Raw genomic sequence first — 17523 nt, forward strand, 5'->3', positions numbered from 1 at the left:
TAATGAAATGAATCAGGGGGCTGAATTCCGTGGCATTTGAATTTAAACTACCAGATATCGGTGAAGGTATCCACGAAGGTGAAATCGTAAAATGGTTTATTAAACCAGGCGATGAAGTAAACGAAGACGATGTACTTCTTGAAGTACAAAATGATAAAGCAGTAGTAGAAATCCCTTCTCCTGTTAAAGGTAAAGTACTTGAAGTACTTGTAGAAGAAGGAACAGTTGCAATCGTAGGAGATACATTAATTAAATTTGATGCTCCTGGATACGAAAACCTTAAATTTAAAGGTGACGATCATGATGAAGCTCCAAAAGCTGAAGAAGCAGCAGTAGAAGCTCCAGCAGCGGAAGCTACTCCAGCAGCAACTGCAGAAGTAGTAAATGAGCGCGTAATCGCTATGCCATCTGTTCGTAAATACGCTCGTGAAAAAGGTGTAGACATTCATAAAGTAGCTGGTACTGGTAAGAATGGCCGTATCGTAAAAGCTGACATCGATGCATTTGCAAATGGTGGACAAACTGTAGCAGCAACTGAGGCTCCAGCAGCAGTAGAAGCTACTCCAGCAGCAGCGAAAGAAGAAGCACCAAAAGCACAACCAATCCCAGCTGGTGAATATCCAGAAACTCGTGAGAAAATGAGTGGTATCCGTAAAGCGATTGCGAAAGCAATGGTTAACTCTAAACACACAGCTCCTCACGTAACATTAATGGACGAAGTAGATGTAACAGAACTTGTTGCTCACCGTAAGAAGTTCAAAGCAGTAGCAGCTGACAAAGGTATTAAATTAACTTACCTTCCGTACGTTGTTAAAGCTTTAACATCTGCATTACGTGAATACCCAATGTTAAACACTTCTTTAGACGATGCATCTCAAGAAGTAGTTCATAAACATTACTTCAATATCGGTATCGCAGCTGATACAGACAAAGGTCTATTAGTACCAGTTGTTAAAGATACAGATCGTAAGTCTATCTTCACAATCTCTAACGAGATCAATGATCTTGCTGGTAAAGCACGTGAAGGTCGTCTAGCTCCAGCTGAAATGAAAGGTGCTTCTTGCACAATTACAAACATTGGTTCTGCAGGTGGACAATGGTTCACTCCAGTTATCAACCACCCAGAAGTAGCAATCCTTGGTATCGGCCGTATCGCTGAAAAACCAGTTGTGAAAAACGGTGAGATCGTTGCAGCTCCAGTATTAGCATTATCTCTAAGCTTTGACCATCGTTTAATTGACGGTGCAACTGCTCAAAAAGCGTTAAACCAAATTAAACGTCTATTGAATGACCCACAATTATTAGTAATGGAGGCGTAATAACAATGGTAGTAGGAGATTTCCCAATTGAATTAGATACAGTCGTTGTTGGTGCAGGTCCTGGTGGATACGTTGCGGCAATTCGTGCAGCACAATTAGGTCAAAAGGTAGCAATCATTGAAAAAGCTAACCTTGGTGGCGTATGCTTAAACGTTGGATGTATTCCTTCAAAAGCGTTAATCAATGCAGGTCATCGTTATGAGAATGCAATGCATTCTGATGACATGGGTATTACTGCAGAAAACGTAAAAGTTGACTTTACAAAAGTTCAAGAATGGAAAAACGGCGTAGTTAAGAAATTAACTGGCGGTGTTGAAGGCCTTCTTAAAGGTAACAAAGTTGAAATCATTCGCGGTGAAGCTTACTTCGTAGATGCTAATACATTACGCGTTATGACTGAAGATGCAGCTCAAACTTATACGTTTAAAAATGCTGTTCTTGCAACTGGTTCTACACCAATCGAAATTCCAGGATTCAAATACTCTAAACGTGTTATCAACTCTACAGGTGCTTTAAGCTTACCTGAAATTCCTAAAAAACTTGTTGTAATCGGCGGCGGTTACATCGGTATGGAATTAGGTACTGCATATGCTAACTTCGGTACAGAAGTTACTGTAGTAGAAGCTGGCGACGAAATCTTAGCTGGTTTCGAAAAAGCTATGAGCTCTGTTGTTAAACGTGCTCTACAGAAAAAAGGTAACGTAAATATCCATACAAAAGCTATGGCTAAAGGCGTTGAAGAAACAGAAACTGGCGTAAAAGTTAGCTTTGAAGTTAAAGGTGAAATCCAAACTGTAGAAGCAGATTACGTATTAGTAACTGTAGGTCGTCGTCCAAACACTCAAGAAATCGGTCTTGAGCAAGTTGGAGTTAAAATGACTGACCGCGGCATCATCGAAATCGATGAGCAATGTCGTACAAATGTACCAAACATCTATGCAATCGGTGATATCGTTCCTGGACCACCATTAGCTCACAAAGCTTCTTACGAAGGTAAAGTAGCTGTAGAAGCAATTAGTGGCCATGCATCAGCTATCGATTACATCGGAATTCCTGCAGTATGCTTCACTGATCCAGAATTAGCATCTGTTGGTTACACTAAAAAACAAGCTGAAGAAGCTGGAATGACTGTAACTGTATCTAAGTTCCCATTCGCTGCTAACGGTCGTGCATTATCATTAAACAGCACTGACGGTTTCTTACAACTTGTAACACGTAAAGAAGATGGTCTTCTTGTAGGTGCTCAAGTTGCAGGTGCAGGTGCTTCTGATATTATCTCTGAGATTGGTTTAGCTATCGAAGCTGGAATGACAGCTGAAGATATCGCTCAAACAATCCATGCTCACCCAACATTAGGTGAAATCACAATGGAAGCAGCTGAAGTTGCTCTTGGAATGCCAATTCACATTGTAAAATAATTTAAGTAATGTAAATAGCCCTTCTCTTATTGTAAGAGAGGGGCTATTTTTATTTTCATCAAATGACTTGCAAGGTCTTTAAACGTACTTGTCGAATGAATATATAATACTTTAACAAATGATTCCGGCTTAACTTACTTCAAAGGTAATATATATCATCCTATAATATGTAATTGATTCAAACGTACCCCATATATTAATAAAATAGAGCATGTCAAAGGAGAAGGTTCCATGAAAATATTACATGTTATATTTTATCATTTACTACTATGGAGTGGCTTTTCCACTGTATTAACATTATCGAATGGTGATAAGTTTCATTATAAAGTTATTCTTTTTTCGTATTTCTATATTTAGCCTATGTAATAGCATATTTTGTATTGCATGTAAGAAAGCAAGCTTTATTTCTTACATGTTCGAATTGTATATTATTTTTAATCATATTATCTATTTTTTAAATTAGCGTTTATAAAAATACATTGTTCGTCCATTAAATAATTGTAACTCTCCTTCTAATTTCTTCGCTAAAAAACGGCAAAATTCATTTGCTTTCCCTTTGTCACCAAATGTTGCATTAGGTGGTAAAGAAACTTGGATGAAAGATTGTTCATTTTCTATACCAACACCAATATAAATTGAGTCATACCGGTCGTGATTGGATTGAAGTTTTAATGTTGTTGTAGATGTATCTAAAATTTCATAAGGAAAAGCGGTATTTGTATACGTGTAATTAATTTGGGCACCAGTTTTAGAAGTAACTGTTTTATAATAATGAAAAAGTTGTTTTATATCATCTATTGAAACTGATTGTTGGTTGGATTTCGGTACAAGCGTAATAAAGGCGTGTTGCATATAAGTTCCCCCTAACTTAGTAGAATACTATCATTCTACATCCTACTGAATTTTTTGACAATTAAAAGGAGTATTACATGTTTTGTTTAATATACTATTAATGAAACGTGATGTAGAAAGGTGGAAACCAATGTTTGAAAAATTGTATGATGAGCATGAAAGTGTGAAGGTACGATTTTTAGGGTTTATGACACATGATACACGTTATGATTTTGGTGTTATTTATACAAATATGTTTTTTGGAAAGCCGCTCATTGTTTGTATGCAAACAGGAAGGTCTACTTTACTCGGACGAGATGATGTAGAGAATGTTCAATATATACAGGAGATTTTTAAATTAGGATCAGAAGAGGAAGCAAAGGAGTTAGCTCAGTTTTTCAAATTTCTAGTTCCGTCAACTTCTTTACATGCGGAATATGAAGAATAATTAATGTGAAACAGTCGTACTTATAAATATGGCTGTTTTTTATTTGAATATCGCATACTAATTTAAATTTAAAATATTTAATGTGTTATACTAAAAACCTATTGACGTAAAAAGTATAACATATTAAAATAAAGACAGAAAGTTAAGCGGTTACAAAAAGTTTTTGGGATTATAAACTTAGGGGGAAATGAAAAATGGGAACAATCGTATGTCAAGATTGTGAAGGTACAATTGCACACTTCGAAGATGAGAAAGTAACGGTACTTTACGGGAAATGTGGATCTTGCGGATGTGATCACACAGAGCATACAAAAGCCCAATAATTGATAGGAAATGGACAGCTAAAAGTTTTTAGGACCATAAACTTAGGGGGAAATGAAAAATGGGAACAATCGTATGCCAAGTATGTGAAGGAACAATCGGACATTTTGAAGATGAGAAAACGACGGTACTTTACGGAAAATGCGGAACAAATTGTGACTGTGCTAGAAAAGATAATGCGAAAGCTTAATGATAAATAAATAGATTACTATTGAAACTCAGGGGGAAATGAAAATGGGAACAATCGTATGCCAAGTGTGTGAAGGAACAATTGGACATTTTGAAGATGAAAAATCAACAGTACTATACGGGAAATGTGGATCTCATTGCGAATGTGACCATAAAGAACATACAAAAGCTTAATAATAAGAAAAAGCGCCTACATGTGTAGGCGCTTTTTTAATAAATTGTAGTTGTATGACCAACTGTTGCAACGATTGCATCATCCCTAATCGGAATAAAGCTTATGGAGGTCTGTGGTGTACTAGAAGAAGCGTATTGGCTCATTATACGACTATCGATACGGGTAATAGTATCGGTCAAGAAAGCTGAAATAAAAGCGTAAGGGACTCGTCGTTCATTTAATGAATAAATAATTTCTTCTTTTGTTTTTACACCTACGCCATGCCCGTAAAAAAAGAAATTTCCTAAATAGATTGTATTTTCTCCTTGCCATTCAATCGTAGCTGGATTTACTTGTGGGTTTTTAAAGTAAACGAGGTCACCTGGAACAAGATCGCCACCGTTTTTTGTTATGAGCCTTAGATCTTGGTCGTAGTCCCATGTATAAAGTAAAAGGTTTGCAAATAGACGATTGAAAGTTTCTTCCTCATACAATGATAGTAAAGCTTTATAAAAAATAATGATCATAGCGGTTGCGCATTCAGTTCCATATAGTTTTCCGTTTTTGAAAATATCCTGTATGGCAATAGAAGGTGGTATGTTTGGAAGAAGCTCGAATCCTCCAAGAGACGTTCTTTTCCAATACTGGGGGTTGCAAAAGGATTGCTGAAATGTACGAAACTGAAATCCACTTTGAAAAAGCTCTAGTGCAGAGATAATAATATTAACTCGTAAATTGAGATCAAAGCTGAGTTCATCAGCTGTTCGGAAGGAATAAACTTCTTGATTTCCTGCCATTATTGATAAAATTTGTTGTTTCTCTGCTGCAAATGGCTCGTATTCATTTGTAATATAAGGATGTACAATAGAACGGCCTATTACAATCATAATAGTATCCCCACCTATACGTTACATTCTTAAGTATCGTATGAAGAAAAGGAAAAAAGGTGAAAAAAAAGCCTATCAACTGATAGGCTTGTACTCTTTAATAACACGTAATGTTTGTAATGTCATATCTTCAGGACCTTGTACAGGTAAACCTGCTTCTAAGTTTTTACGAATATACTCTAAGTTTTCTTGTGTAATAATTTCCCCCGGAGTAAAGATTGGAATCCCTGGCGGATAAACCATAACAAAATCAGCTATAATACGACCCGCTGCATTTTCAAATGGAATGACTTCTGTTTCCGAATAAAAAGCATCTCGAGGAGAAAGTGCTAGCACTGGAATTTCTGGAATCTCTACTTGTACTTGAACACCTTTATCTGCCCTATTTCTAAATGTTGCTGCTAAATCTTGTAATGCTGCAATAAGTGTATTTGTATCACTTTCTGTATCTCCCAAAGTGATAAGACATAGTATGTTGTATAGATCTGAGAGTTCTACTTCAATGTTATATTGCTCTCTAAGCCATACTTCAGCTTGGTGGCCGGTAATACCTAAATCTTTTACAGATACAATTATCTTTGTAGGATCATAGTTAAAGGTAGCATCTGTACCTAACATTTCTTTTCCAGGACAGTAAAGATGCTCAATAGAATTTATGGCATCACGAACATGCTCAGCTAATTGTATTGTTTGTTCTATGAGTGCTGTTCCTTCTGTAGCAAGACGTTTTCTCGCAACATCAAGGGATGCTAACAAGATGTAAGAAGTTGATGTGGTTGTAAGCATGCTAATAATAGATTGGACATGCTTTACATTCACTAAGCCTTCTTTCACATTAAGAATAGAACTTTGAGTTAAAGAGCCTCCTAATTTGTGAACACTTGTTGCTGCCATATCCGCACCAGCTTGCATCGCTGACATAGGTAATTCATCGTGAAAATGAATATGAACACCATGAGCTTCGTCGACTAGTACAGGGATGTCATAAGAATGTGCTAATTGTACAATCTGTTCTAAGTCTGCAGCAAACCCAAAGTACGTTGGGTTAATAACAAGTAAGCCCTTTGCATCTGAGTGCTCTTCAAGTGCTTTTTTGACAGATTGAATTGTGATTCCATGAGAAATACCGAGCTTCGGATCGATTTCAGGATGCATGAAAATCGGTTTTGCACCTGAGAAAATAATAGCTGACATTACTGATTTATGCACGTTTCGTGGTACTAGGATTTTGTCACCAGGACCGCAAACGCTCATCACCATTGTCATAATAGCGCCACTTGTACCTTGAATAGAAAAGAAAGTATGATCTGCACCGAATGCGGCTGCTGCTAAATCTTGTGCTTCTTTAATCATACCTTTTGGATGATGTAAATCATCGAGTGGCGCAATATTAATTAAATCAATTGCTAATGCATTATGCCCAATAAATTCGCGAAATGTAGGATCCATGCCCTGTCCTTTTTTATGACCAGGAATATGGAATTGAATTGGATTTCGCTTACTGTGCTCAACTAAAGCGGTAAACAATGGTGTTTCGTATTGGGACAATCTATACACCCCTTCTTCTTCATAATATTTAGTGTAATTTGTTTTATATAATCCTGCTCTAAAAAAGTGTAGCCCTTTTTAGAATAAGGCTTGTTTTTCTGCCATTCAAAAAATCGTTTTTGAGATGGTAGCTTTACTTTATTTTCTATAAAACAAAAGCATTATATCACCAATAATTATAGATGTATAGAAAAAATCTTTTAAGGTGAGTATGTTTAATAGTTAGCCTCAACTAATGAATAGAGGAAGGCAATTCCATTAAAATGAATAAATAGTGTATAATGCAGAGTGGCTATAATGAAGAATAAAATATTCTCTTTAAGATAGCATAATGAAACAAGAAGAAATGATAAATGAGGTGCAAAATGGAATATCAATATCCGTTAGATTATGATTGGTCAAATGAGGAAATGGTTACAATGGTGAAGTTTTATGAAGCGATTGAGAAAGCTTATGAAAAAGGAATTATAAGAGAAGAGTTAATGGGTTTATATCGTCGTTTTAAAGAGATTGTTCCATCGAAAGCAGAAGAAAAGAAAATTGATAAAGAATTTCAAGAAGTAAGTGGATACTCTATATATCGTGCTATTCAAAGGGCAAAAGAAGTCGAAGAACAAAAGCTTGTAAAAATGTAAAAAATATTTTGAAAAATAAAAACTGAAGTGATATAATGTGATAACAACTAAAAACGGACAATATAAATTGTCCGTTTTCTACTATCGATTACAAAGTGCATATAAAGGAAGGAGTGATTGCATCGTAGATTCAATCTTAGCAAGGAATTGTTCGTTGGTCATTGCTGAAAACTCCTCTGGTGATATATGAATACCAACTAATAATTCTGCTTTTTTTACAGTAGCTAATCGTTCAATCATCTTTTGTAAGTCTTCGGTTTCAAGTGTTTTATGTAATTTCACACTTGGTTTAGTATGGTCAATGGACCAAACGAAGTCATTTGGAATATTTGTTTTTAAATCATTTAAATGTTCTAAGAAGGCATGAGCCGTCTCAACTTTTTGTGGACACTCATAGATTAAACCAAAGTATATGAAGGCATGAGTACCCCATAAGCCGATTTGGAAATGCGGTAGCATTTTATATCCTCGTTTATTTGTTGAAAAAGCAACCCAAGTATCGTTTGGTGGATTGACTTTGCGGCGTGCGTGTTTTGCAACATGATAAAAAAAGTTCTCATCAGTTTGTTTGGATAAGTATTCTGCAAATTGTTCCCCTAAAGCTTCTAGCTTAGGATGAATGTTCGTTTTAATTGCACTCATTCGTTCTTCGAGACCATCAACTGTAAAGACATCAAAATCAGTTGACTTGAATGTTTGTATTGTCATGATTGTTCCTCCAACTCCTATTTTGCTTTTATTTTAGCATAGCTTGTACTATTCATAAAAAAAACAGCACAAAAAAATTTAAATAAAAAAATATAATTTTGTTGCATAGATGATTTATCCAACATAGTATAGTATAAAACAAAAAATCAGAAAATTGAATTAATTCTAGTCCGAGGGCAGACGAATATTGGGAGGAGGCAAATAATATGAGACAGGTGATTAATGCGTTAAAGAGAACAGATGCTGAAAAGAGAATACCGGTGCTACGTTTGGAGCTAGATTATGAATTAGCAACTTTATATGATGCGATGATGGAAGATGATAACCAGAAAAAAGAAGAGTGTGTACAAAAGTTAGAAGTATTAAGACTTGAAATGATTCGTTTAGAAGCGTAATAATAGTATATGTATAAAAAATTAGTTGGTGCGAACCTTATAAAGGGTTCGTTTTTTCTGTGAACAGTATAGATCGGAGTGTTTAAACATGCAAGAAGTATGGAAAGACATCGATGCACACGCCAAACGGTGGATTCGGGATGCAGGAGAGCATTTAATGGCATCAATGAAAAAAGCACTTATTATAGAAACAAAATCAAATGCAGCTGACTTAGTTACAAATATGGACCGAGAGATAGAACAGTTTTTAATTGGGAAAATTAAAGAAACATTCCCGAATCATAATATTTTAGGAGAAGAGGGTTATGGAGACGAGATAACGTCTTCTGACGGGGTTGTTTGGTTAATTGATCCAATTGACGGCACGATGAACTTTGTTCATCAAAAAAGAAATTTTGCGATTTCAATTGGGATTTATGAGAACGGTATCGGAAAGATTGGACTTATATATGATCCAGTGCATGATGAGCTATATCATGCAGTCAAGGGATCTGGAGCTTTTTGTAATGATATATCAATTCCTCCATTGGAAAAAGGAACTGTAGAGCAAGGTATTGTAGCTTTAAATGCGATATGGCTTACAGATAATCCATTGCTTAATATGGAAAGTATGATGGCACTTGTTAAGAAAGCAAGGGGCACAAGGTCATATGGCTGTGCAGCATTAGAGATGGTATACGTTGCAACAGGAAGAATAGATGCATATGTAACGCCGAGATTATCACCATGGGATTTTGGCGGAGGGCAGATAATTGTAGAAGAAGTTGGAGGTAAGGTGACGACATTCTCTGGAGCGCCACTTTCTATCATAGAGAAGAGCAGTGTGTTAGTTGCAAAACCAGGAGTGTATGAAGAAGTGTTATCGTTTATATGAGAGCAACAAAAAAAGTAAGAGGCTGTGTATAAGCTTCTTACTTTTTAGCGTTATTGTGATTTACGCATTTTTCTTTTTGTTACAAAACCGTATCCAACTGTAACAAATGTGCCGATAATGCAAATAATAATACCGATTGGACTATTTTCAGCAATCATAATGCCGATACCGATTAAGAAAATAACACCGATAATTGCAGTTAATAAAAAGCGATATTGAATGTGTTCCATTTCTTCACCCTCCAATCTCATTTTACTTTCACAAAAGTAAGAATACAACTATATTTTCATTCTTGCTTTTATTTTAATTGCTATTGTATCCCCTTCGCTCTTATAATAGAGAAGGATTAAAAAGACATTAGGAGTTGGACATGTTGAAAAAACGACAAGATTTACGTAATATAGCAATTATTGCCCACGTTGACCATGGTAAAACAACACTTGTTGACCAGTTATTACGTCAAGCGGGGACTTTCCGTGCGAACGAACACGTTGAAGAACGCGCAATGGATTCAAATGATCTAGAAAGAGAACGCGGTATTACAATTTTAGCGAAAAATACAGCGATTCACTATGAAGATAAAAGAATTAACATTTTAGATACACCTGGTCACGCTGACTTCGGTGGAGAAGTAGAACGTATCATGAAAATGGTTGATGGTGTTTTACTTGTTGTTGATGCATATGAAGGTTGTATGCCACAAACACGATTTGTTTTAAAGAAAGCTCTTGAGCAAAACTTAACTCCAATCGTAGTTGTAAACAAAATTGACCGTGACTTCGCTCGTCCAGATGAAGTAGTTGATGAAGTAATCGACTTATTCATTGAGCTTGGTGCAAACGAAGATCAATTAGAGTTCCCAGTTGTATTTGCATCAGCAATGAACGGAACAGCAAGCTTAGATTCAAATCCAGCAAATCAAGAAGAGAATATGAAATCATTATTCGATACAATTATCGAACATATTCCAGCACCAATTGATAACAGCGAAGAGCCACTTCAATTCCAAGTAGCACTTCTTGATTACAACGACTACGTTGGACGTATTGGAGTTGGTCGCGTATTCCGCGGTACAATGAAGGTTGGACAACAAGTTGCTTTAATGAAAGTAGACGGAAGCGTGAAGCAATTCCGCGTAACGAAATTATTCGGTTACATGGGATTAAAACGTCAAGAAATTGAAGAAGCAAAAGCAGGGGACTTAGTAGCCGTTTCTGGTATGGAAGACATTAACGTAGGTGAAACAGTATGTCCAGTTGAACATCAAGATGCGTTACCATTATTACGTATTGATGAGCCAACACTACAAATGACGTTCCTTGTAAATAACAGCCCATTTGCAGGTCGTGAAGGTAAATACATTACATCTCGTAAAATTGAAGAGCGTCTTCGTTCACAATTAGAAACAGATGTAAGTTTACGTGTAGATAATACAGATTCTCCTGATGCGTGGATCGTATCTGGACGTGGGGAACTACATTTATCTATCTTAATTGAAAACATGCGTCGTGAAGGTTATGAATTACAAGTATCTAAGCCAGAAGTAATCATTAAAGAAGTTGATGGCGTAAGATGTGAGCCTGTAGAGCGCGTACAAATCGATGTACCTGAAGAATACACTGGTTCTATTATGGAATCTATGGGTGCACGTAAAGGTGAAATGTTAGATATGGTGAATAACGGAAACGGTCAAGTTCGTCTTACTTTCATGGTTCCAGCACGTGGTTTAATTGGTTACACAACAGAATTCTTAACATTAACTCGTGGTTACGGTATTTTAAACCATACATTCGATTGCTACCAACCAGTACACGCTGGACAAGTTGGTGGACGTCGCCAAGGTGTTCTAGTTTCACTTGAAACAGGAAAAGCATCACAATACGGTATTATGCAAGTTGAAGACCGTGGTGTAATCTTCGTTGAACCAGGTACAGAAGTATATGCTGGTATGATTGTCGGAGAACACACTCGTGAGAACGACTTAACAGTTAACGTTGTGAAAATGAAACAACAAACTAACATTCGTTCTGCGACGAAAGATCAAACTTCAACAATGAAGAAACCACGCCTAATGACTTTAGAAGAATCATTAGAGTACTTAAACGATGACGAGTTCTGTGAAGTAACTCCAGAATCAATTCGTCTACGTAAAAAGATTCTTGATAAGAGTGAGCGCGAAAGAGCTGCTAAGAAAAAGAAATCTGTTGAAGCGTAAAAATAAAAAAACAACGCCCTTTATAAAGGGCGTTGTTTTTTTATTTTGTTTATTTTTTTAGAATATTTACTCTTTTTTGTGGACAGTATTTTTTTTGCGAGTTACTCTTGTATTAAGTGTATAAAGAAAATTGCATTTTACTGCTAGGGGGGGAAGAGTGTGTTAGAAAGGATGTCTTTTTTTGCAAAATTGTGTAAGGTAGATGAAAATCCAGAGTTAGGAATGTGGTTACTTTATGGGACGATTATTATATTAAGTGCTCTCGTTTATAATTTAGGGTTTGCTAGAAAGTTGTCTGTACTAAAAAATATTGTGATATACATATCATTAGCAATTGGATGCACAGTATTAACCTTTTTTGCTGTGTTTTTACCTGTTGGAGAAGGACTTGTTGTAGCGGCAATTGTACTTGGAATTTATAGACTGCGTTTGCGTCAAGCGAAACAACAAAAAGCAGGATAAGAAAGGGGAGTTTTCATGCGTTCAGTACAAGATGCACTATATAATTGGTTAACAATTAAAACAGTTGCGGAAGCACGTCCAGATGATAGTGCTGCAAAAGAAACATATTTGTTATTTCAAAATATGGTATATGAAGAACATAAATTAAGAAATGTGGAAGTCGAAAAGAACGAGGAAATGTATTTAATTACATATGAAATAAATGGAGAACGGAAATCTGCAAGGTTTCCGTTAGAAGCCATTGATTGTTTTTTGGATCAGATGAATCGTGAACCAGAAAAATATAAATAAGTCCTTATCTATATGAGTAAGGACTTATTTACATTTTACCAATCATCTTCGATTTTTTTATCACGATATAATCGGAAATTACCACTTGCATGACGTTCCATTGTACGCTCTGCAATTCGTTCCGAACATTCCATGCACATATATGTATGAATAGGGCGATTACGCAGTTTTTTTGCCATAGGATTTTCATCATCTAACATATCTTTTTTATCACAAATCATACATTTGACTCTCATTTCGTCACCTCAATACGAATTCTATCAGTATAAGTATATCATGGAAGTATAATGTTTTTGAATAATAGTGGGAAAAAATAATATTTTCGCAATTCAAAAAATAAGTTATGATAAGGATATACCAAGTATATTTGGAGGTGAAAATATGGCGAATGTAGTAGAGCCTACCTTAACAGAGGATTTAGTACAAACGTTGCGTAAAGAGTGTATTGTTATGATAGCAACGACAGATTTCGAAAAACAAGTTCCTAACGTAAGTGCTATTTCTTGGGTGTATGCAGTGAGTGAAACTAGTATTCGATTTGCAGTAGATCAACGTTCACGTATTGTGGAAAATATACGTCATAATACAGGTGTGGTATTGACTATAATGGCGAATGAATCCGTATTTTCTATAAGTGGTGCAGGTGAAATTTTGACAGATAGAATGGAAGGTATTTCTCTAAAATTAACTGTAATAGAAGTAAAGGTGCAAGAAGTGCGTGATGTTATGTTTTATGGAGCGAAACTTGCAATTGAACCAACATATGAAAAAACATATGATCTTCGGGCAGCGAAAAAGCTGGATAACGAAGTGTTAGTAGGGATAAGAGAATTATAAAGATGCTAAATAAGAAATTCGTTTATTCACTTTTGTAGTCGGTTATTGTGATTTAACGTTAATAATTATAATAAAAAGTAATATATTGAATAGAAATGAATAAAGAATAAATAAAAGGTTTAATGACTATGATTTTCGATTCTACCTCGTTTACACGGTACATATAATTATAACAATGGTTCGTCCATATTTTATGGATGAAACCCTTGTTCTACAAATTTAAAAGTGGAGTCAGGGGGTAACAGGTTGGATAAAATTTATGTGTTAGATACGAATGTACTTTTGCAGGATCCTTTATCTATTTTTTCATTTGAAACCAATGAAGTAGTGATTCCAGCAGTTGTATTAGAAGAGGTTGATTCGAAAAAACGTTATATGGATGAAGTAGGAAGAAACGCTCGTTATGTATCTAAGTTAATAGATAAATTTCGTGAAATAGGAAAGCTGCATGAAAGTATCCCGCTAGAAAACGGCGGAACATTTCGTATTGAATTGAACCATCGTTCATTTGTGCAACTACAAGATATTTTTGTAGAAAAAACAAATGATAATCGAATTTTAGCTGTAGCAAAAAATCTATCTTTAGAAGAACAGGAAAAAGAGGACGGGAAGTCTGTTATTTTAGTAAGTAAAGATGTACTCGTAAGGGTAAAAGCTGATGCAATTGGTTTGAAGGCTGAAGATTATTTAAGTGATCGCGTAATTGAAGTAGAAAATATATATTCTGGTTTTTTAGAAGGATATATATCAAAAGAACAATTGGATTATTTTTATGAGAAAGGTGAATTGCCTCTATCTGAAATTGCGAATCATCCTTTTTACCCAAATCAATTTGTAGTAATGAAAGATGCATTAGGGGGCTCTAGTTCTGCGCTTGGCATTGTGGATCACTTAGGGAAGAAGGTAAAGAAACTTATTTTTCACAATGAACAAGTGTGGGGGATACGACCACGAAACGTGCAGCAAATTATGGGATTAGAATTGTTGCTTCGTGAAGATATTCCGCTTGTAACGTTAACGGGGAAAGCCGGAACAGGAAAAACGTTACTTGCGTTAGCTTCGGGACTTATGCAAACAGAAGACTTAGGGTTATATAAAAAATTACTTGTGGCAAGACCAATTGTTCCAGTCGGAAAAGATATCGGTTATTTACCAGGAGAAAAAGAAGAAAAATTAAGACCATGGATGCAGCCAATTTTTGATAACCTAGAGTATTTATTTAATACGAAAAAGCCAGGAGAGTTAGATGCTATTTTAGCTGGAATGGGTTCGATTGAAGTAGAAGCCCTTACTTATATACGCGGGAGAAGTATTCCAGATCAGTTCATTATCATTGACGAAGCACAAAATTTAACAAAGCATGAAGTGAAGACGATATTAACTAGGGTAGGGGAAAAGAGTAAGATTGTATTGATGGGAGATCCTCAGCAAATTGATCACCCATATTTAGATGAATATAATAATGGCTTAACGTATGTTGTAGAGAAGTTTAAAGAACAGCGTATTAGTGGTCATGTGAAGTTTGTTAAAGGGGAGCGATCTAATTTAGCTCAACTAGCAGCAGATTTATTGTAAAAAGGAGTGAGCTTAAGCTCACTCCTTTTCTTTAAATAATTGTAAATTTACGGATGTTACGGATTGGATTTTGTTGATTAGATCCATCGTTGAAATAGAGATGAACAGGCCCGTCTTCTTTTAATGGTTTTCCTTCTTTTGAAAAGCCTAGTATAGCATTTTTGACAGTTTCTAATGGAAGTGTCATTGTATGATCTACCGTTTCAATTTCAACTTGCGTAGCGTCCTCTAAAATTTCAGCGTTAGCAAGGAATGGATGAAATGGTATACCAAATGTTCCAGTAATCAGCTGTTCTTTTTTATATTTCTTCACACTTTGTTGTATTGGAGGAAAAGCGGCACCATCACGGATTTCGCGATCCCAATGTTCAGAAGTGTTTTTTAAATAAGTTTCTAGTTCAGACGTGTTTTCTCTAGTTTCATCAAAGTAAGTTGTCAAATCTACTTTTCGATCATCAAAGATCCAAACAGTTGGATCAATAGTGATTGGAAAACGTACTTTTCCGTTAATAAATAAAATTTCGCTCATTGTTGTTCCCCCATTTGTGTTATACTCCCACTTTTCAGTATAATAGTATTAGACACTGTTGTCACAAAAAATGTTTCTATTGCAATTTATTAAAACTATCGCTAATATTAATAGATAGGATAGAGGAGAGTAGGACGGAAACGGAGGGAATCAATTTGGCGTCTGAGACAGTAGCAAATCATCAGGAAAAGGCACTAGCCCTTCTACAAGCGGATGCAGAGAAGATTTTAAGACTTATTAAGGTGCAAATGGACCATCTTACAATGCCGCAATGTCCATTATATGAAGAAGTGTTAGACACACAAATGTTTGGACTATCCCGCGAGGTCGATTTTGCAGTTCGCCTTGGTCTTATTGCAGAAGAACAAGGGAAAGCAATGTTAGGTGAGCTCGAACGTGAGTTATCTGCACTTCATGAAGCATTTACAAACAAACAACAATAACGGGTTCAAATAAGGGGGCTCAAACTAAATTAGTTTGAGCTTTTTATTTGTATAATAAAGCAGGAAGAATCAATGTACATATGGAATACAACAATAATTAAATTGAAACAGAAAGAGGAAATGAAATGAAAAAAGTATGGAAATCAATGGATTATTCATTGTTACTTCCTCTTGTTATCTTATGTGTGCTGGGAGTAATAATGGTATATAGTTCTAGTTCCATTGTTGCGATTTCGCGATTTGATAAACCAGCAAATTTCTTTTTTAAAAGACAATTAATTACTTTAGTTGTTGGGACAATAGTATTAATAATTATTGCTACTATCCCATATAAAGTTTGGAGAAAACGAATTTTTTTGTTGGGGAGTTACGGTGCTAGTGTTGCTTTATTAGCTGCAGCTGCCTTTTTCACTAAGTCAGTAAACGGTGCAAACGGATGGATATTTGGAATACAGCCTGCGGAATTTGTAAAGATAACGGTTATCCTCATATTAGCTCATTTTTTTGCGAAAAGACAAGAAACGAATACACCTGTTTTCAAAGGGTCAGGTCCAGTACTCATTGGTGTTGGTATAATCATGTTTTTAATATTAAAGCAAAATGATTTAGGTACTGATTTGTTAATTGCAGGAACAGTAGGAATTATGTTCCTTTGTTCGGGAGTACAGGTTAACTTATGGATTAAACGAATTGCTTTAACTTCTATAGTATGGATTCCGGCACTATATCTTCTTGGCAATTATGCATTAAATCCATATCAAAAGGCACGTTTTTCTGTTTTCCTTGATCCGTTTAATGATCCTCAAAAGGATGGATTCCAATTGGTGAATTCATTTATTGGAATTGCTTCTGGAGGGCTTAATGGTAGGGGATTAGGAAATAGTGTGCAAAAGTATGGTTATTTACCAGAACCACAAACGGATTTTATTATGGCAATTATATCGGAAGAACTTGGTTTTATAGGCGTAGCAATCATTTTGATTTGTTTATTGCTTATAATTATTCGATCATTTAGAGTCGCACAAAAGTGTACAGATCCATTTGGAAGTTTAATAGCTATCGGAATTGCAAGCTTGTTTGGAGTTCAAACGTTTATTAATGTTGGTGGTATGTCTGGAGTAATACCACTTACCGGAGTACCATTACCGTTTGTCAGTTACGGTGGTAGTTCTTTATTAGCTAATCTACTTGCGATGGGGATACTACTCAATATTGCTAGTCACGTGAAACGACAAGAGAAACAACAGAATGGATTAATGAAAGAAAAAGAACAAAATGGACCACATCTTGTAGTTGTAAAATAAAAACACATTGTGCTTTAGAGCATGATGTGTTTTTATTTTTAAGTAGTTTTAAATGTGATGTATTAATATATCTTTCGTTAAACAATATATCACATTTAGTTTAATGTGATATACAATTGAGTTGTTAGAAAAGGAAGAGG

Annotated in this window: 23 protein-coding genes and 1 pseudogene; 17 read left to right on the plus strand and 7 right to left on the minus strand. The window is 35.5% G+C overall.

Translation table 11 applies throughout. From position 1 onward, the window contains the following. The first annotated feature begins 29 nt into the window (after positions 1-29). The 3 genes and pseudogenes from pdhC (at position 30) to IQ781_RS23290 (ending at position 3195) form a co-directional block, all read left to right on the plus strand. On the plus strand, positions 30-1319 hold the full coding sequence (gene pdhC / locus IQ781_RS23280) for a pyruvate dehydrogenase complex dihydrolipoyllysine-residue acetyltransferase (RefSeq protein ID WP_000863419.1): 1290 nt from the start codon (positions 30-32) through the stop codon (positions 1317-1319). A 5-nt stretch (positions 1320-1324) separates the two neighbouring features. Then, positions 1325-2737 (plus strand): dihydrolipoyl dehydrogenase, encoded by a 1413-nt coding sequence (lpdA, locus tag IQ781_RS23285; RefSeq protein ID WP_000260104.1) that lies wholly within the window; start codon positions 1325-1327, stop codon positions 2735-2737. A 231-nt stretch (positions 2738-2968) separates the two neighbouring features. Next, positions 2969-3195: pseudogene (locus IQ781_RS23290) on the plus strand (hypothetical protein). A gap of 1 nt (position 3196) precedes the next feature. On the opposite strand, the gene IQ781_RS23295 reads toward IQ781_RS23290, so the two are convergent. Beyond that, positions 3197-3589: a DUF1885 family protein gene (locus tag IQ781_RS23295; protein WP_001163299.1), complete on the minus strand. Its 393-nt coding sequence runs from the start codon at positions 3587-3589 to the stop codon at positions 3197-3199. A gap of 130 nt (positions 3590-3719) precedes the next feature. On the opposite strand from IQ781_RS23295, the gene IQ781_RS23300 reads away from it, so the two are divergent. The 4 genes from IQ781_RS23300 (at position 3720) to IQ781_RS23315 (ending at position 4700) form a co-directional block, all read left to right on the plus strand. Then, positions 3720-4016 carry a DUF3055 domain-containing protein gene (locus IQ781_RS23300; protein ID WP_000462038.1) on the plus strand — a complete coding sequence of 99 codons (297 nt, stop codon included), beginning with the start codon at positions 3720-3722 and terminating at the stop codon, positions 4014-4016. Between the two features lie 194 nt (positions 4017-4210). After that, positions 4211-4339 carry a GapA-binding peptide SR1P gene (locus tag IQ781_RS23305; protein ID WP_000536778.1) on the plus strand — a complete coding sequence of 43 codons (129 nt, stop codon included), beginning with the start codon at positions 4211-4213 and terminating at the stop codon, positions 4337-4339. 59 nt (positions 4340-4398) lie between these two features. Then, a complete protein-coding gene (locus IQ781_RS23310) occupies positions 4399-4527 on the plus strand; it encodes a GapA-binding peptide SR1P (protein ID WP_000536803.1) in 129 nt (42 codons plus the stop codon). A gap of 44 nt (positions 4528-4571) precedes the next feature. Beyond that, on the plus strand, positions 4572-4700 hold the full coding sequence (locus IQ781_RS23315) for a GapA-binding peptide SR1P (protein WP_000536796.1): 129 nt from the start codon (positions 4572-4574) through the stop codon (positions 4698-4700). Positions 4701-4736: 36 nt separating this feature from the next. Here IQ781_RS23315 and IQ781_RS23320 read toward each other — a convergent pair whose 3' ends face one another. Together IQ781_RS23320 and speA are read right to left on the minus strand one after the other, a co-directional pair. Then, a complete protein-coding gene (locus IQ781_RS23320; RefSeq protein WP_000635337.1) occupies positions 4737-5567 on the minus strand; it encodes a protein-glutamine gamma-glutamyltransferase in 831 nt (276 codons plus the stop codon). A gap of 75 nt (positions 5568-5642) precedes the next feature. Next, entirely contained in the window at positions 5643-7115 is a 1473-nt protein-coding gene (gene speA, locus IQ781_RS23325) for an arginine decarboxylase (RefSeq protein ID WP_000084899.1), read from the minus strand. A gap of 365 nt (positions 7116-7480) precedes the next feature. On the opposite strand from speA, the gene IQ781_RS23330 reads away from it, so the two are divergent. Then, on the plus strand, positions 7481-7750 hold the full coding sequence (locus tag IQ781_RS23330) for a UPF0223 family protein (RefSeq protein ID WP_000456562.1): 270 nt from the start codon (positions 7481-7483) through the stop codon (positions 7748-7750). A gap of 81 nt (positions 7751-7831) precedes the next feature. Here IQ781_RS23330 and IQ781_RS23335 read toward each other — a convergent pair whose 3' ends face one another. After that, positions 7832-8458, minus strand: coding sequence for a YktB family protein (locus tag IQ781_RS23335; protein WP_000155317.1), 627 nt, complete (start codon positions 8456-8458; stop codon positions 7832-7834). A gap of 206 nt (positions 8459-8664) precedes the next feature. Between IQ781_RS23335 and IQ781_RS23340 the strand changes: the two genes are divergently transcribed. Beyond that, positions 8665-8853 (plus strand): hypothetical protein, encoded by a 189-nt coding sequence (locus IQ781_RS23340; RefSeq protein WP_001250165.1) that lies wholly within the window; start codon positions 8665-8667, stop codon positions 8851-8853. A gap of 88 nt (positions 8854-8941) precedes the next feature. After that, on the plus strand, positions 8942-9727 hold the full coding sequence (locus tag IQ781_RS23345) for an inositol monophosphatase family protein (RefSeq protein WP_001158701.1): 786 nt from the start codon (positions 8942-8944) through the stop codon (positions 9725-9727). A gap of 50 nt (positions 9728-9777) precedes the next feature. On the opposite strand, the gene IQ781_RS23350 is transcribed toward IQ781_RS23345, so the two are convergent. Further along, a complete protein-coding gene (locus IQ781_RS23350) occupies positions 9778-9957 on the minus strand; it encodes a DUF5325 family protein (protein WP_000400127.1) in 180 nt (59 codons plus the stop codon). Between the two features lie 140 nt (positions 9958-10097). On the opposite strand from IQ781_RS23350, the gene typA reads away from it, so the two are divergent. From typA to IQ781_RS23365, 3 genes are all read left to right on the plus strand, one after another. Beyond that, positions 10098-11942, plus strand: a complete 1845-nt coding sequence (gene typA / locus IQ781_RS23355; RefSeq protein ID WP_000914762.1) for a translational GTPase TypA — start codon at positions 10098-10100, stop codon at positions 11940-11942. Between the two features lie 159 nt (positions 11943-12101). After that, positions 12102-12404, plus strand: coding sequence for a YlaH-like family protein (locus IQ781_RS23360; RefSeq protein WP_000893662.1), 303 nt, complete (start codon positions 12102-12104; stop codon positions 12402-12404). A gap of 15 nt (positions 12405-12419) precedes the next feature. Further along, a complete protein-coding gene (locus tag IQ781_RS23365; RefSeq protein ID WP_001258151.1) occupies positions 12420-12695 on the plus strand; it encodes a hypothetical protein in 276 nt (91 codons plus the stop codon). Positions 12696-12730: 35 nt separating this feature from the next. On the opposite strand, the gene IQ781_RS23370 is transcribed toward IQ781_RS23365, so the two are convergent. Continuing rightward, entirely contained in the window at positions 12731-12931 is a 201-nt protein-coding gene (locus IQ781_RS23370; RefSeq protein ID WP_002082250.1) for a YlaI family protein, read from the minus strand. A gap of 145 nt (positions 12932-13076) precedes the next feature. On the opposite strand from IQ781_RS23370, the gene IQ781_RS23375 reads away from it, so the two are divergent. Next, entirely contained in the window at positions 13077-13532 is a 456-nt protein-coding gene (locus tag IQ781_RS23375) for a pyridoxamine 5'-phosphate oxidase family protein (RefSeq protein WP_000024593.1), read from the plus strand. A 246-nt stretch (positions 13533-13778) separates the two neighbouring features. Continuing rightward, on the plus strand, positions 13779-15107 hold the full coding sequence (locus tag IQ781_RS23380) for a PhoH family protein (protein ID WP_000358083.1): 1329 nt from the start codon (positions 13779-13781) through the stop codon (positions 15105-15107). A gap of 31 nt (positions 15108-15138) precedes the next feature. Here IQ781_RS23380 and IQ781_RS23385 read toward each other — a convergent pair whose 3' ends face one another. After that, on the minus strand, positions 15139-15636 hold the full coding sequence (locus IQ781_RS23385) for a molybdopterin-binding protein (protein WP_001289809.1): 498 nt from the start codon (positions 15634-15636) through the stop codon (positions 15139-15141). A gap of 155 nt (positions 15637-15791) precedes the next feature. Here IQ781_RS23385 and IQ781_RS23390 point away from each other — a divergent pair, with 155 nt between their 5' ends. Together IQ781_RS23390 and IQ781_RS23395 are read left to right on the plus strand one after the other, a co-directional pair. Continuing rightward, positions 15792-16079 (plus strand): Fpa/YlaN family protein, encoded by a 288-nt coding sequence (locus tag IQ781_RS23390; RefSeq protein WP_000135694.1) that lies wholly within the window; start codon positions 15792-15794, stop codon positions 16077-16079. A gap of 125 nt (positions 16080-16204) precedes the next feature. Further along, positions 16205-17383 (plus strand): FtsW/RodA/SpoVE family cell cycle protein, encoded by a 1179-nt coding sequence (locus IQ781_RS23395; protein ID WP_000758402.1) that lies wholly within the window; start codon positions 16205-16207, stop codon positions 17381-17383. Positions 17384-17523: the final 140 nt, after the last annotated feature.

This window comes from Bacillus sp. N447-1, assembly GCF_022701035.1.
GTDB classification, from domain to species: Bacteria; Bacillota; Bacilli; order Bacillales; family Bacillaceae_G; genus Bacillus_A; species Bacillus_A cereus.